This is a genomic window from Actinoplanes xinjiangensis (genome assembly GCF_003148685.1).
Taxonomy (GTDB): Bacteria; Actinomycetota; Actinomycetes; order Mycobacteriales; family Micromonosporaceae; genus Actinoplanes; species Actinoplanes xinjiangensis.
On the sequence record NZ_QGGR01000003.1, the window covers coordinates 575,310 to 590,216 of the forward strand.

The 14,907-nt window shown below is 72.4% G+C and carries 11 protein-coding genes; 4 read left to right on the top strand and 7 right to left on the bottom strand.

The window, feature by feature from the left end:
- Positions 1-308 precede the first annotated feature (308 nt).
- Positions 309-1,025 (top strand): lysophospholipid acyltransferase family protein, encoded by a 717-nt coding sequence (locus BC793_RS09495; protein ID WP_109591314.1) that lies wholly within the window; start codon positions 309-311, stop codon positions 1,023-1,025.
- A gap of 226 nt (positions 1,026-1,251) precedes the next feature.
- On the opposite strand, the gene cspE is transcribed toward BC793_RS09495, so the two are convergent.
- Positions 1,252-1,455 (bottom strand): transcription antiterminator/RNA stability regulator CspE, encoded by a 204-nt coding sequence (cspE, locus tag BC793_RS09500; RefSeq protein WP_093619181.1) that lies wholly within the window; start codon positions 1,453-1,455, stop codon positions 1,252-1,254.
- Between the two features lie 265 nt (positions 1,456-1,720).
- Here cspE and BC793_RS09505 point away from each other — a divergent pair, with 265 nt between their 5' ends.
- Positions 1,721-2,083, top strand: coding sequence for a pilus assembly protein CpaE (locus BC793_RS09505; protein WP_239169733.1), 363 nt, complete (start codon positions 1,721-1,723; stop codon positions 2,081-2,083).
- 150 nt (positions 2,084-2,233) lie between these two features.
- Here BC793_RS09505 and BC793_RS09510 read toward each other — a convergent pair whose 3' ends face one another.
- From BC793_RS09510 to BC793_RS09525, 4 genes are all read right to left on the bottom strand, one after another.
- Positions 2,234-6,079: an ATP-dependent helicase gene (locus BC793_RS09510; protein ID WP_109591318.1), complete on the bottom strand. Its 3,846-nt coding sequence runs from the start codon at positions 6,077-6,079 to the stop codon at positions 2,234-2,236.
- A complete protein-coding gene (locus BC793_RS09515) occupies positions 6,079-9,978 on the bottom strand; it encodes an ATP-dependent helicase (protein ID WP_109591320.1) in 3,900 nt (1,299 codons plus the stop codon). The genes BC793_RS09510 and BC793_RS09515 overlap by 1 nt, the downstream gene beginning before the upstream one ends.
- Before the next feature lie 307 nt (positions 9,979-10,285).
- A complete protein-coding gene (locus BC793_RS09520) occupies positions 10,286-10,891 on the bottom strand; it encodes an LOG family protein (RefSeq protein ID WP_109591322.1) in 606 nt (201 codons plus the stop codon).
- Between the two features lies 1 nt (position 10,892).
- Positions 10,893-11,654 (bottom strand): LOG family protein, encoded by a 762-nt coding sequence (locus BC793_RS09525; protein ID WP_109591324.1) that lies wholly within the window; start codon positions 11,652-11,654, stop codon positions 10,893-10,895.
- Between the two features lie 173 nt (positions 11,655-11,827).
- Between BC793_RS09525 and BC793_RS49495 the strand changes: the two genes are divergently transcribed.
- On the top strand, positions 11,828-11,998 hold the full coding sequence (locus BC793_RS49495) for a hypothetical protein (protein WP_158319213.1): 171 nt from the start codon (positions 11,828-11,830) through the stop codon (positions 11,996-11,998).
- Here the strand turns inward: BC793_RS49495 and dapE are convergent.
- A complete protein-coding gene (gene dapE, locus BC793_RS09530; protein ID WP_109591517.1) occupies positions 11,995-13,065 on the bottom strand; it encodes a succinyl-diaminopimelate desuccinylase in 1,071 nt (356 codons plus the stop codon). The two genes, BC793_RS49495 and dapE, sit on opposite strands and share 4 nt — an antisense overlap.
- 67 nt (positions 13,066-13,132) lie before the next feature.
- Between dapE and dapD the strand changes: the two genes are divergently transcribed.
- The gene (gene dapD, locus BC793_RS09535) at positions 13,133-14,080 is read left to right on the top strand and encodes a 2,3,4,5-tetrahydropyridine-2,6-dicarboxylate N-succinyltransferase (protein WP_203896051.1); all 948 of its coding nucleotides are present in this window, start codon (positions 13,133-13,135) and stop codon (positions 14,078-14,080) included.
- Here the strand turns inward: dapD and BC793_RS09540 are convergent, their stop codons facing one another.
- Positions 14,081-14,896, bottom strand: coding sequence for a LysR family transcriptional regulator ArgP (locus BC793_RS09540; protein WP_109591326.1), 816 nt, complete (start codon positions 14,894-14,896; stop codon positions 14,081-14,083).
- Positions 14,897-14,907: the final 11 nt, after the last annotated feature.

Genomic DNA, 14,907 nt, shown 5'->3' on the forward strand with positions numbered 1-14,907 from the left:
CCACCCCACCGAAGATCCTCAACTGCCGCCGGCGCCGTTCCGGTCCATCCGGGCCGGTCGGCTCCGGGGGTGCCTCGGGCTGCGGTCTCTCCCCGGGTACGCGGTACGCCGTCACCATCCCCGACGACCACGGCCCGCCCGCCCGCTCCCAGGCGGGCGTCGGTGGCTTCGGCTCGGACATGCACACCAGTGAACACCACCGTCGCCGTGACCTGGGCGGCCCACACCCCGTCCCACAGGCGGACAAGCGTGCCGAAATTGTGCTGGCGACCCGAGCCGTTCCTGGAAACTTCGGTTACCGTGCTGCCATGGAACTGGTGTATCCCCCGGTCGTCGCCCTGGCCAAGACGATGTTCCGCGTGCTCGACAACAAGATCGTCGTCGAGGGCGCCGAGCACATCCCCCCGACCGGCGGGGCGGTGCTGGCCAGCAACCACTCCAGCTACCTGGACTTCATCTACTGCGGCTTCGGCGCACAGCCGGCCGACCGGCTGGTCCGTTTCATGGCGAAGAAGCAGGTCTTCGACCACAAGATCAGCGGTCCGCTGATGCGCGGCATGCGGCACATCCCGGTCGACCGCAAAGCCGGCACCGCCGCCTTCAAGCACGCCATCGACTCGCTGAAGAGCGGCGAGATCGTCGGGGTCTTCCCCGAGGCGACGATCAGCGAGTCGTTCACCATCAAGGCGCTCAAGTCGGGCGCGGCCCGGATGGCCCAGGAGGCCGCCGTCCCGCTGATCCCGATGGCCGTCTGGGGGCCGCACCGGCTCTGGACCAAGGGGCGCAAGAAGGAGCTGACCAAGCGCCACGTGCCGGTCATCATCAAGATCGGTGAGGCGATCCCGGTGGCCGCGGACGCGACGCCGGAGGCGATCACCGCGACGCTGAAGGAGCGGCTGACCGTGCTGCTCGACGCGGTGCAGCAGGCCTACCCCGACAAGCCGGCCGGGCCGGACGATCGCTGGTGGCTGCCGGCGCACCTGGGCGGCACGGCGCCACTGCCGAGCCCCGCCGCATCCGTCTGACGCCCACGCGGCATCCGTCTGACGGCCCCACGGCATCCGTCTGACGTCCCCGCCGCATCCGCCTGACGTCCCCGCGGCATCCGTCTGACGCCCACGAAAAACGGTGCCGGACCCCCGAGGGGGACGGCACCGTTCTTGTTGGGGTGTGGGACGCCGGACGCCCGGCGCCCCACACCCTCGATCACAGCTGCCCGGCCGCACGAGGCGGCCGACACTCAGAAGTGAATCAGAGGGCCCGGATGTTGGCGGCCTGCGGGCCCTTCTGGCCCTGGGTCACCTCGAACTCAACCCGCTGGTTCTCTTCCAGGGCCCGGTAGCCGGACATCTGGATCGCAGAGAAGTGGGCGAAGACGTCGGCGCCGCCGTCGTCCGGGGTGATGAACCCGAAGCCCTTGTCCGCGTTGAACCACTTCACAACACCGGTAACCATGCTCGTCTCCTCGACGATCGATCGCTCCTGGCCATTATGGACGGGAGCGAGGTAATAAGACCCGCATTCTGTGGGTCTCGTGTCGCCGTACTGATCGCCCGACCGGAGAAACCCGGGTTACGACAAAGAGCGCCTGGGGCAGACTTCCCCACAGGCGCTCCTGAGTACTTGGGAACCAAACTGACAACGATGAGGAGCCTAGCACGGAGAGGAGGACCGCAAGGTGCTCGGCGTACAACTCGCATGGCAGCTAAAGACCGCGGGTTTGGCGTGGAAGCCGCAGCTCGGCGACCGTTTCGCCATTCCGGATCGGGACCTGGACGACGAGGTCTTCGTGCTCAGCAACATGACCATCCAGGTGCACGATCGCCCGGAGGGGCGGATCATCGGCTTCAACGGCACCACCGAGTGGGCGCTCGACGATGTCGAGCTGGACGAGGCGCTGTGGCTGCCCCGCGAGGACCAGCTGCGCGAACTGCTCGGCGGCACCTTCCGGTCACTGCACAAGCATCAGGACACCCACACGGTACGGACGGAGCTGCTCGGCCGGCCACAGGACTTCACCGCGCCCACCGCCGAGGAAGCCTACGCCGCCGCCCTGCTCCACCTCCTCGCCGTCGCCCTCTGACACCCTCCAGCCCATCTCACTCTGACACCCCGGCCTACCGTCCCGCCGTGAGCCAGCCGGGCTCGCCGGGCACCGGCAAGACCCCGGCTGGCTCTCACCGCTGTCTCAAGGACGTTGAGACAGCGGTGAGAGCCAGCCGGGGGTTGATCTTCACTCGTGGCCGGCCGGGATCTCCTCGATCAGGGCGGCCAGTTCGGCGGCGTCCATCAGGTCGGCCGGGCGGACGGTGACCTGCTCACGGACATAGTGGAACCCGGCACGCACCTTCCGCACCGGCACCCCGGCCAGCGATGCCCAGGCGATCCGGTACGCCGACAGCTGAACCGCCGCGGCCTCCGCCTCCGCACCGGACGGGCGACGGCCGGTCTTCCAGTCGATCACGTCGAACCGGCCGTCCGGGTCGGCGTAGACCGCGTCCATCCGGCCCCGGATGACCACCCCGGCGACCGTCGTGGCGAACGGCACCTCCACCTCGACCGGCGTCCGCTCCGCCCACTCCCCCGTCAGGAACGCCTCTTGCAGGGCCGCCAGCTCGTCGTCGGCCGCGGCACCCTCGTCGGCCGCACCCGGCAGGTCGTCGATGTCGAGCAACCGGACCGCGCCGAACCGCTGCTCCAGCCAGGCGTGGAACGCCGTCCCCCGGCGAGCCTGCGGCGCCGGACGGTGCGGCAGGGGACGGCGCAACGACCGGGCCAGCGACTGCGGGTCCCTGCGCAGCACTACCAGCTGCGACACCGACAGGTGAGGCGGCACGGTCACCTCGATCGGGCCGTCCTTGCGGGTCCGCTCCTCCCGCTCGGCCAGCAGCAGTCTCGCCTCCCGCCTCCAGCGGGCGATGTCCGGGTCCTCGGCCTCGGCGGCCCGGTCCGCCGCCTCGACCGCGGCCAGCAGCCCGGCCCGTTCCACCCCTCCGGCCGGCTCCTCCTCGCCGGACACGGGCGAGCCTGGGGCCGTCGCGGGCTGCGGCGGCCCGCTCACCGCGTCCGAGGTGGGTGCTTCCTGATCAGGATCGGTCTCGCCGGGAGCGGTGCGCGGGCCGGGCTGGCGTGGGAGCGGGGGCGGCTTCACAGCAGCCGGCCCGGTTGCGCCGGCGTCTTCAGGGGCAGCCGACCCCACCCCACCTACTTCTCCGGGCGCGGCCGGAGCGGTCCCGCCCACTTCTCCCGGTGCGGCCGGAGCGGTCCCGCCCACTTCTCCGGGGGCGGCCGGGCTCGGCAGGGAGGCGGGAGCGGCCGGGCTCGGCGGGGAGGCGGGGGACGTTTGGGTGGGCCGTACCCCCGGGGTGGGGTTCGACCAGCCGGCGTCGCCGGGGATCTCGCCCGGACCGGCGAGGCCGACCAGATCGGCCGCGAGGCCGGCGCGTGCCGCCACCTGCGGGTCCGCGGCCGCCAGGTCGGCGAAGGCCTCGGCCGCGGACGCGTCCGGGTTCTCGATCATGCGGCGGATCAGGTCGGCGGCAGCCGCCATCGCCGGACGGCGCAGACCGAGCGGGTCGGCCGGCCACTCGGCCGTCGCCACCACCTGATCGCTCGGATTGCTGTCGCCCGGCGCCGGCTCCGGCGTCCACACGTCGACCACCCCGGCGCCGTCCGCGCACGTCTGGCGGATCTCGTCGAGGAAGACCGACGGGCCGCGCGGGCGTTTCACGCCGTCGCCCCACCAGTAGCCGGAACACAGCAGCAGCCGGCGCGGCCGGGTGACCGCGACATAGGCGAGGCGGCGCTCCTCCCGCTCGTCGTGCTCCCGCCAGGAGCGACTGAACGTGGTCACCGCGCCGGCCACGTCCTTCTGGTCCCTGGCGGCGGACAGGTCGAGCAGCGGAAGGCCCGACGAGTCGCCGCGCAACGGGAACGGCAGCACCCCGATCCCACCCAGATAGTGGTCGGACGACCGGGCCAGGCCCGGCCAGACGCCCCGGCACAGGCCGGCCGCCGACACGACGTCCCATTCCAGGCCCTTCGCGGCGTGCGCGGTCAGGATCTGCACCGCGCCCTCGACCACGTCGACCTGGCCCGGTTCCAGGCCGCGTTCCTCCTCCTCGGCGGCGGCCAGGAACGCCAGGAAACCGGCGACGGTGCCGGACTCGTTCTCGGAGCCGTACCGGGTCGCCGCCTCACCGAGCGCGTCCAGGTGACCGCGGGCCAGACCGGCGTCCCCGGCGGCCCAGCCCCGCACCGCCACCTCCACGTCCAGGCCGATCGTGCGCTCGATGTCGGCGAGCAGGTCCGGCAGTGGCTGATCCAGGCGGCGGCGCAGCGCGGCCAGTTCCCGGCCGAACTCCTGCAGACGGCGGTGCCCCTCCGCCGAGTAGTTGCGGGGCGCGCCCAGGTCGGCCATCGCCTCGACCAGGGTCGCGTCGTCCAGCCGGTCCGTGGTGATCTGCTCCGGGTCGGTGGCCGTACGCCCGGACGACGCCACCCGGGCGCTGGCGATCACCCGCGACCGCCGGTGCAGTGCCACCAGATCACGCGGCCCGATCCGCCAGCGTGCCCCGGTGAGCAGCCGCAACAGTGACGCGCCGTCGGTCGGGTCGGCCAGCACCCGCAGCGTGCACACCACGTCCCGGACCTCGGGAGTGTCCAGCAGCCCGCCCAGGCCCACCACCTCGACCGGCAGGCCCCGCGCCCGCAGGGCCTCCTCGATCGCCGGGATCTGGCTGCGGACCCGGACCAGGACGGCGCTGGTCGGGCGGCGCTCCAGTGGGATCTCCCCCGGTGGTGCCGTCGGCATGCCGGCGGCCAGGCGCCACGCGGTCAGCATCGAATCGGCGATCCAGTTCGCCTCGTCCGCGTACGTCGGCAGCAGCGCACACGTCACCGTCCGGCCGCCGACCGCCTCCGCCGTCCGGTCCGCCGCCTGCAACCGGTGCACCTGGGCGCGCAACGGCGCCGACACCGTGTTCGCCACGCGCAGGATCTCGGGGCGGTTGCGCCAGCTCCGGGTCAGCGTGCGCACCCAGGCCGGATGGCCGGCCGAGTCACGGAACTCCTCCGGGAACCGTTCCAGCGTGCCCGCCGAGGCGCCCCGCCAGCCGTAGATCGACTGGCACGGGTCACCGACCGCGGTGACCGGATGCCCACCGCCGAACAGGTTGTTCAGCATCGTCACCTGGGCGTGGCTGGTGTCCTGGTACTCGTCGAGCAGCACGATCCGGAACCGGCCCCGTTCGATCGCCCCGACCTGCGGATGGTCCCGGGCCACCAGCGCGGCACGGGCCATCTGGTCGCCGAAGTCCATCGCTTCCAGGTCGAGTTTGCGCTGCTCGTAGAGGCGGACCAGGGGTAGCAGGGTGAGCCTGTTCTGCTGGCGGCGCAGCATCTCCGAGACGTCGGCGTAGACCCGGCCGGGGAATTCCTGCACGTCGGCGAAGAACCGGCCCGTCCACGCGGCCAGATCGTCCGGGCCCACCAGGTGCTCGGCCATCTCCGCCGCGAGCGCCAGCACGTCGTCGGTGACCGTGCCGGGCGCCCGGTTGAGCCCGGTCATCTCGCCCGTGTAGGTGCGGACCAGGGAATCGACGATCTGCCAGCGGGCCGCCTCGGTCAGCAGGCGTGCCGACGGTTCGTACCCGGCACGCAGGCCGTGCTCGGTCACCACCCGGGCGGCGTACGCGTGGTAGGTGGAGATGGTCGGCTCCCCGGCGAGCGCCTCGTCCCGGCCCAGACGGTGGCCCAGCTGCCCCAGCCGGGTGCGGACCCGGTGCGCCAGTTCCCCCGCCGCCTTCCGGGTGAAGGTGAGCCCCAGGATCTCGCCCGGATGCGCGTAGCCGTTCGCGACCAGCCACAGCACCCGCGACGCCATCGTCTCCGTCTTGCCCGACCCGGCGCCCGCCACCACCAGCAGCGGCTCCACCGGCGCCGCGATGATCGCTTCCTGCTCGGACGTCGGCTCCGGCAGGCGCAGCAGCCGGGCCAGCTCACGCGGCGTGAAACGGGGACCCGACCGGACCCGGCGGCGTGGCTGCGGGCCCTCGGTGAACAACGTCGGCTGTGTCATCAGTCCTGATCCGGTCCGTTCGGTTCCACGACCTGCCGGCCCTTGCCGGAGATCGGGCAGCTGGTGCGTACCGGGCACACCCGGCACCGGCTGTTCGCCACCGCCGAGAACGTGGACGCGGCCATCGCCGCCGCGGTCCGGCGCACCATGCCGTCCGCCCAGCCCGGATCGACCGCCTCGGCCAACGGCACCTGCATCTGCTCGCGGGCGTCCTTACCCGGACCCAGCTGCACCAGCGCCGCCCCACCACTGTCCGAGCCGTAATCCGCGAACGCACCCGCGTCGATCGCCGCCTGGTAGCCGCCGAGCTGCGCGTTCTCCGCCACGTCGGATGCCGACACGGCGGTCGTCTTCCCGGTCTTCAGGTCGATCACCACGAGCCGGCCGGCCTCGTCCACCTCCAGCCGGTCCACCCGGCCGGTCAGCTGGATCGGGTTCCGCTCGTCCTCCAACCGCACCGTGAACTCGTGCTCGATCGCCAGCAGCCGTCGCGGGTTCACCGCCAGCCAGCGCAGCAACTTGTCCACCATCGCCTGCGCACGATCCTGCTCCGGCCCGGCCAGCCACTGCGCGGCCAGCTCGATCGAATCGAACCGGGCCGACACGTACTCGACCAGTTTCTCCCGATCCGCGTTCGCGTCCTCCGCCAGCATCGCCGCGGCGTGCACCAGGTTGCCGATCCCCTGCGCCGGACCGGCCGGCGCCGCGCCACCATGCCGCTCCAGCAGCCAGCGCAGACTGCAACGCAGCGCACTCTCCATCGACGACGGCGTCACCTTGACGGGCTCGCCCTCGTCGACCAGCGGCCGATCGTCGGACAGCGGCCGCAGCCCCCACCACTCGTCCGGATGCGCTCCCGGCACCCCGGCGGCCGCGAGACGTGCGAGCTCAGCCGCCGCGGCGCGCCGCCGGCCGGGCGTCTCCACACTTCCCACCACGACGGTACGCAACTCGGCCACCAGCGAGGCCAGGGTGAGGGCCCGGGGTGGCCGCCCCACCGGCAGCTCCGTTTCCCCGTCTCCCAGCTCGCCCTCCGCCGGACCGTCGCGCCGGGCCGCGCCGCCCTCGCCGCCCGCCGGCTCACGCTCACTGCCGTCCGGCTCAAGAACGCGGTCCACGGGTTCGTGGCCCTCGCCTGCCTGGCCGGCCCCATCAAGGGCAGCGACGTCGCCGGCAGAGCCGTCCGCGCTGGCAGCGGGGGCCCCGCCAGCGGATTCGCGCTCGTCGGAGGCCGAGTCACCGCCCTCATCGAGGGTGAGTGCGCCACCACCGCCGGTGGGGTGGGTGGGCGCGTCCGGCGGGCCGGAGTCCCAGGGGTCCGGTGGTGGGGGGCCCGGCGGGAGTTCGCCGCCGGGGCCGCGGCGGGGGGTGGCCAGTTCGGTGAGGAAGCGGCTGGGCTGCTCCTCGCCGACCGAACCGCCGACGCTCGCCGACGCCACCGCGGTGACCACCAGACGGCGGCGGGCCCGGGTGGTGGCCACGTAGAAGAGCCGCCGTTCCTCGTCCAGCAGGGCCGACGTCTCGCCGAGGATCGCCTCCGGGCCGGTCGCCGGGCGGCCGGCCAGGACGTCCACCAGGCGTTCCGAACCGAGGAGACTGCCACGCAGCCGCAGGTCCGGCCAGATGCCCTCCTGGACACCGGCGAGGATCACCACGTCCCACTCCAGGCCCTTCGCCGCGTGGGCGGTGAGCAGCCGGACCGCCTCGCCGCGGTCGGCGCTCGGGGCGATCGAGTCGGCGGGCAACTCCTGGCCGAGAACGTGATCCAGGAAGACCGAGACACCGGCGCCGGGCAGCCGGTCCACGAAACGGGCCGCGGCGTCGAAGAGGACCACCATCGCGTCCAGATCGCGGTCGGCGGCCTCGGACCGCCACTCCCGGGCACGGGCCGAGTCGCGCTGATCCGGCATCGGGGTGTTGCCGGTGCTCATCGCATACCAGCGGTCGTGCAGTCCGCTCTCCCGCCAGACCGTCCAGAGGACCTGCTCAGCCGACGCTCCGGCCTCGGCCGCCGCCTCCCGGGCCACGGTCAGCAGACGGGCGACGGTCTGTGCCGGACGCGCCCAGCGCCGCTCCACCAGGTCGAGCCCCGCCGGATCGCGGATCGCGTCGACCAGCAGTTCACCGGAGGGACGGCGGTCACCGGCGCTGATCGCCAGGGCCCGCAGGCCCTGCCGCAGCCGGCGCTCGGCCAGCGGATCGGCCCCACCGAGCGGGGAGTGCAGCAACGCGACGGCTGCCTCCTCGTTCAGTGCCGCCGGGTCGACCGCGCAGCGCAGCAACAGCAGGAACGGTGCGACAGCCGGTTGCAGGTGCAGCGGCAGATCCTCGGCGTGAATGATCGTCGGCACCCCGGCGGCGGCCAGCGCCCGCTGCACCGACGGCTGCTGCAGCGTCGTCGACCGCATCAGCACCGCCATCCGTGACCACGGCACACCGTGCAGGAGGTGCGCTTCCCGCAGGGCGTGCGCGATGTAGGCCGTCTCGGCGGCCGTCGACCGGAACGTCCGGACCACAGCTCCCGGCACCGGCCCGAAATCCACCCCACCGTCGGCAGCCTCCGGACCACCGACGGCCCCCCAACCACCGACAGCTCCGGCGCTCCCAGCCGCCTCCGGGCCGCCGACGGGTCCGGCGCTCCCAGCCGCCTCCGGGCCGCCGACGGGTCGGGCCCCTCTCACCGCGTCCGAACCACCGGCCGACGCGGAACCACCGGCATCGACAGCACTGTTCGCGGGGGCCTGGCCGAGGGCGGATGCAACCGGGGCCGGGTCTCCCGCGGGTGTGCTGGCTCCGGTGGGCGGCGGGACCATGAGGCGGTGCCCCATCGGGCCGCGCATGCGGCGGGTCACCCGGCTGGTGGCGGTCAGCAACGGCGGGGCGGACCGGTAGTTGGTGTGCAGGACGACGGTTTCGGCGGGGGCGCCGGAGACCGACCGGAAACGGGGCGGGAAGGCGGGGACCACGGTCGGGTCGGCGCCGCGGAAACCGTAGATCGACGAGTCGGGATCGGCGAAGGCGACCAGGGCCTTTCCCCCGCCGGCGACCTGGGACAGCAGATCGACCTGGGCCGGGTCGGTCTCGGCCAGCTCGTCGACGTAGACGTGGGCCAGGCGGCGGCGCTCGGCCTCCAGCAGATCCGGATCGTCGGCGAGCAGGCCGGACGCGGCCCGGACCAACTCGGCCGGGTCGTAGGCGGCCGAGCCCCGGGTGGTGACGTCGCGGAGGGCCAGCACCGCGACGTACTCGCGGAGGAAGCGGGCGGCGGCCGGCCAGTCGTCGCGGCCCAGGCGCTCGCCGAGGCGGGCCAGCTCGACCGGGCCGACGCCACGCTCGGCGGCACGCTGCATCAGGTCGCGCAGCTGCTGGGCGAACGCGCGGGTGGGCAGGGCCGGGCGCAGGGACTCCGGCCAGCCGATCTCGTCGGGGGCGTCGGGATCGGCGACGACGGCCAGCAGCTCACGGATGATCAGGTCCTGCTCCGGGCCGGTGAGCAGACGTGGGGACGGCTCGCCACGCTCGGCGGCGGCCCGGCGGAGCAGACCGAACGCATACGCGTGGAAGGTCCGCACGAGAGGCTCGTGGACGATCCGGCCGGGGTCGTCGGCGATCCGGGCCTCGATGCGGTCGCGGAGTGCGGCGGCGCTGCGGCGGCCGAACGTGAGGATCAGGATGCGCTCCGGGTCGGTGCCCTCCGCGATCCGGGCGGCGACCGACTCGACCAGCACCGACGTCTTGCCGGTGCCGGGACCGCCGACGACCAGCAGCGGGCCGGAGGTGTGACCGGTGACCCGACGCTGGACCGGATCGGCCGGCAGCTCGGGCACCACCGGACGGGGGCGACGGACCAGGCGATAGGTGGGCCGGCGCACCGGGGGAAGGGAAACCGGCGTGCTCACGGCATCTATGAGAGCACGCCGGTATGACGTTATTCCGGGCCAGGAAGGGCGGGCGCTCCCGAATCACACCGAACGGCCGGTCCGAAGCCGCCACCCGGGCCCCCGGCAGTCCACCCTTCGAAGACACCGGGCCCGGCCCCGGCCGTCGTATGGACCGGGGAACCCGACGCGGAAGACGCGCCGGTTCGCGAGGCCGGGGAGACCGGTTCGCGGTTGGGGGTGGACGGCGGGGGCAGGCGCCCGGCCCGGGACGGGACGCGATGTGCCTCTTGCGTGCGGACGGGAGGAGTGGCCCGTACCGCAGAGGTCAGTGACCGGCGGGACTCGCTGTACCGGAGGCGGCGCCGGACGGGCCGCTTCGCGGGCCGGCGGCGAGGGTCGCCTCGGTGAGGTCGACGGCTTCGGTGACCGTACGCGCGGTGTGGAGCATCTCCATCGCGGCGGGCCGGACGAATTTCTGGTCGACCAGGGTGCCGAGCCAGCGGGTCAGCCCGTCGTAGAAGCCGTCCGGGTCGAGCAGGATGATCGGTTTGCGGTGCACGTCGAGGGTCGCCGTCGTCCAGACCTCGAAGAGTTCGTCGAGGGTGCCGAGCCCGCCGGGCAGGGTGATGAACGCGTCCGAGCGCTCGATCATCACGGTTTTCCGGTCGGCCATGTCGCCGGTGACGACCAGTTCGGCGGAGGCCTCGTCGGCGACCTCCAGGTCGACCAGGTACTGCGGGATGATGCCGAGGGTGTGGCCGCCGGCCGAGCGGGCGCCGTCGGTGACGGCGCCCATCATGCCGACCCGGCCGCCGCCGGAGACCAGGGTGTGCCCGCGTTCGGCGAGGGCGCGGCCGGTCTCCGCGGCGAGGTCGAGCCAGCGCTGCTCGAGGGTGGTGGAGGAGGCGCAGAAGACGCAGATCGCGGCCACGTCAGCGCTGCCCTGCCGGGTCGGCTTCGGTGATGATGCGGACGGCCTCGGCGACGTCGTCGGTGACCTGGAGCAGATCGAGATCCATGGCACTGATCTTGCCTTCGTCGAGCATCCGGGCCTTCATCCAGTCGAGGAGCCCACCCCAGTACTCGACGCCCATCAGGATCACCGGGAAGCGGGTGACCTTCTTCGTCTGGACCAGGGTGATGGCCTCGAACAGCTCGTCGAGGGTGCCGAAGCCGCCGGGCAGGACCACGAAGGCCTGGGCGTACTTGACGAACATGGTCTTGCGGACGAAGAAGTAGCGGAAGTCGATGCCGATGTCGACCGAGTCGTTGAGGCCCTGCTCGAAGGGCAGCTCGATGCCGAGGCCGACGGACATGCCGCCGGCGTCGGTGGCGCCCTTGTTGGCCGCCTCCATGACACCGGGACCGCCGCCGGTGATCACCGCGTAGCCGGCTTCGGCCAGGGCGGCGCCCAGGTTCTCGGCCAGTTCGCACTCGAAACTGTCGGGGGCACTGCGGGCCGAGCCGAAGACGCTGACCGCGCGGGGCAGGTCGGCGAGCGTGTCGAAGCCCTCGACGAACTCGGAGAGGATCCGCAGTGCCCGCCAGGCGTCCTTGGTCTTCCACTCCTCCCGGTTGTGGGAGTCGAGCAGTTTCTGATCGGCCGTGCTCGGCGGGATGGCGTCACGTCGCAACGTGACGGCTCCGCGATGACGCTCCGGCCCCGACTGTCGCCCGTTGGTGCTGTCCGTCATGCCACAAAGGTAGTGCGGACGGTCAGTACCCGGTGAATAACCGGCTGCGTTTCGGTAAGAGGATTGCGACCCGCAGACCTTTTTGCCAGATTGAAGCAACCGACAGTAGCCCTGACGCGTCTGTACAGTTACCGACCTGGCATCACCGGGCTCCCCGCGAAGGAGCGACCACCGTGACGAATCGACACGAGCGCCTCAGGATGCAGCGCCGGATCCGCCTGGTGCTGGAGGAACGACGGGCCGCGTTCGCGGCCCGTGACACGGAACCGGCCGTGGATCCGGAAGCCACGATGGAGATCCCGCCGCCGCAGCGTGCGGTCGGCCGGGTCACCGTCCAGTACTAGGGCGCCAGCCACCGGTAGAGGGTGGCCGCCCCGTCGCGGATCTTGCCGATCTCGACGTGCTCGTCCGCCGCGTGCGCGAGCGACGGGTCGCCGGGACCGTAGTTGAGCGCCGGGATGCCCAGTGCCGCGAACCGGGCCACGTCGGTCCAGCCGAGTTTGGCGGCCGGCTCGATCCCGACGGCGGCGAGGAACTCCCGGGCCGGCGCCGCGTCGAGACCGGGCAGCGCACCCGGGGCCGAGTCGGTGACCTCGACGTCGAAGCCCTGGAAGACCTCCCGCAGGTGCTCGGCCGCCTGCGCCTCCGAACGGTCCGGCGCGAACCGCAGGTTGACCCCGACGACACACTCGTCGGGCACCACGTTGCCGGCCACGCCGCCGCTGATCCGGACCGCGCTCAGGCCCTCCCGGTAGGTGCAGCCGTCGATGGTGACGGTCCGCGGGTGGTACGCCTCGAGCCGTCGCAGCACCTCACCGGCCCCGTGGATGGCGTTGACGCCGCGCCACGCCCGCGCGGTGTGCGCCCGCCGCCCCCGGGTCCGGACGTCGACCTGCATGGTGCCCTGGCAGCCGGCCTCGATCGCGCCGAACGTCGGTTCGAGCAGCACCGCGAAGTCGGCGCGCAGCCACTTGGGGTGCTCCTCGGCGACCAGGTTGAGCCCGTTGAACTCGGAGTCGATCTCCTCGGACTCGTAGAACAGGTAGGTCACGTCGTACTGCGGGTCGGGCAGGGTCACCGCCAGGTGCAGGGCGAGCGCGACGCCGCCTTTCATGTCCGCGGTCCCGCAGCCGTAGATCAGGTCGTCGACGACGGTGGACGGCAGGTTCCCGTTGACCGGGACGGTGTCGAGGTGACCGGCCAGGATCACCCGTTGTCCCCGGCCCAGTCTGGTCCGGGCCATCACCGTGTTGCCGAGGCGGCGCACGCTCAGGTGCCCGGCCTTCTGGAGGACGTCCTCGACGCAGTCGGCGATCGCCTTCTCGTCGCGGGAAACGGACTCGATGTCGACCAGGGCACGGGTCAGCACCACGGGATCGACCAGCACGTCCGGGGTAAGCGGGTTGGCCATGAGCGCACCATACCGGGGCCCGACGAGCCCGCTGATCACTCATCGAGGGTCCGGTAGGGTTCGGGTCGTGGAAACCGCGATCTCGACTTCGCCCGCCTGGGGCATCGGCCTCGCCACCGTCACCGCCGAGGGTCAGGTTCTCGATACCTGGTTCCCCGCGGGCCATCTGGGTCTGGGTGAGGAGCCGGCCGACGCGCCGGTGCTGCCGGCCGGCCTGACCGGCCCGAAGCTGCTGCCCGGCCTGAGCACCGTCGAGGTGCGGGTGCTGGTCAAGTCGCTTGCCGACCCGATCGGTGACGCGTCGGACGCCTACCTTCGGCTGCATCTGCTGTCGCACCGGCTGGTCCGGCCCAACGAGCTGAATCTGGACGGCATCTTCGGCAAGCTGGCCAACGTGGCCTGGACGTCGGCCGGCCCGGTGCCGCCGGAGCGGGTCGACGAGCTGCGTTTCCTGGAGCGTGCGGCGGGCCGTCAGCTGGCCGTCTACGGGGTCGACAAGTTCCCCCGCATGATCGACTACGTGGTGCCCGCGGGTGTCCGGATCGCCGACGCCGACCGGGTCCGTCTCGGCGCCCACCTGGCCTCCGGCACCACCGTGATGCACGAGGGTTTCGTCAACTTCAACGCCGGCACCCTCGGCACCTCGATGGTCGAGGGCCGGATCGTGCAGGGTGTGGTGGTCGGCGACGGTTCGGACATCGGCGGCGGCTCGTCGATCATGGGCACGCTGTCCGGCGGCGGCAAGGAGAAGGTGCGCATCGGTGAGCGCAGCCTGCTCGGCGCGAACGCGGGTGTCGGCATCTCGCTCGGCGACGACTGCGTGGTCGAAGCCGGCACCTACATCACGGCCGCCTCGAAGATCACCCTGCCCGACGGTCGTGTGGTGAAGGCCATCGAACTGTCCGGTGTGAACAATCTCCTGTTCTGGCGCAACTCGGTCTCCGGCGCGCTGGAGGCCCGGTCCCGCAAGGGCACCGGCATCGAGCTGAACAGCGCGCTGCACGCCAACGACTGATCACGTCCGTAACGCCTGGGCGGCCGCCGTGCGAACGGCGGCCGTCAGTGTCTCCAGGGCCGTCGACGAGAGCCGCCAGCACTGCCAGTAGAGCGGGATGTCCAGGTGGCGGCCGGGGCGGATCTCCACGAGCCGTCCGGCCGCGAGATCGTCGGCCGCCTCGTGTTCGTAGAGCATGCCCCAGCCCAGGCCGCCCCGAAGTGCCCGGTTGAACGACGCGGTGGCCGGGATGTAGTGCACCGGCGGGTCGTAGCGGGCGGTCAGGAAGCGGTGCTGGATGCGGTCCTTGCGGTTGAAGGCGAGCAGGGGCGTGGTGTTCAGGTCGGTGATGTCAAGCTCCGGCGCGGCCACCGCCAGGTAGCGCATGACGCCCAGCCGCTCCACCCGGCAGCCCTGGACCGGCACGTGGTCGGCGGTCACGGCGGCCATCGCCGTGCCGGACCGCAGCAGGTCGGCAGTGTGGTCCTGGTCGTCGGTGTGCAGCTCGAACAGCACGCCCGGCACGGCGGTCAGCACCGGCGGGAACCAGCTGTCGAGTGAGTCGGCGTTGACGACCACCGAGAGGCGGGTGGCGTCGGCGCCGAGGACCTCCCGTTCCAGCAGCGCCACCTGGTTGGCGAAGCGGAGCAGCGCCTGGCCGGCGGTGGTGGCCGTGCACGGTCTGGCGCGGCGCACCAGCACCTGACCGACGGTCTGCTCGAGTGCTTTGATCCGCTGGCTGACCGCGGACGGTGTGACGTGCAACGCACGGGCCGCCGCCTCGAAACTACCCTGCTCCACGACGGCCTGGAAGGTCGCCAACTGCACCTGGTCCACGTTAGCAAAAC

Bases quoted from the DNA above. Each gene is read 5' to 3' on its own strand.
- BC793_RS09495 (WP_109591314.1), top strand. From the start codon at position 309: ATGGAACTGGTGTATCCCCCGGTCGTCGCCCTGGCCAAGACGATGTTC.
- BC793_RS09525 (WP_109591324.1), bottom strand. From the start codon at position 11,654: ATGACGGACAGCACCAACGGGCGACAGTCGGGGCCGGAGCGTCATCGC.
- dapE (WP_109591517.1), bottom strand. From the start codon at position 13,065: ATGGCCAACCCGCTTACCCCGGACGTGCTGGTCGATCCCGTGGTGCTG.
- BC793_RS09510 (WP_109591318.1), bottom strand. From the start codon at position 6,079: ATGACACAGCCGACGTTGTTCACCGAGGGCCCGCAGCCACGCCGCCGG.
- cspE (WP_093619181.1), bottom strand. From the start codon at position 1,455: ATGGTTACCGGTGTTGTGAAGTGGTTCAACGCGGACAAGGGCTTCGGG.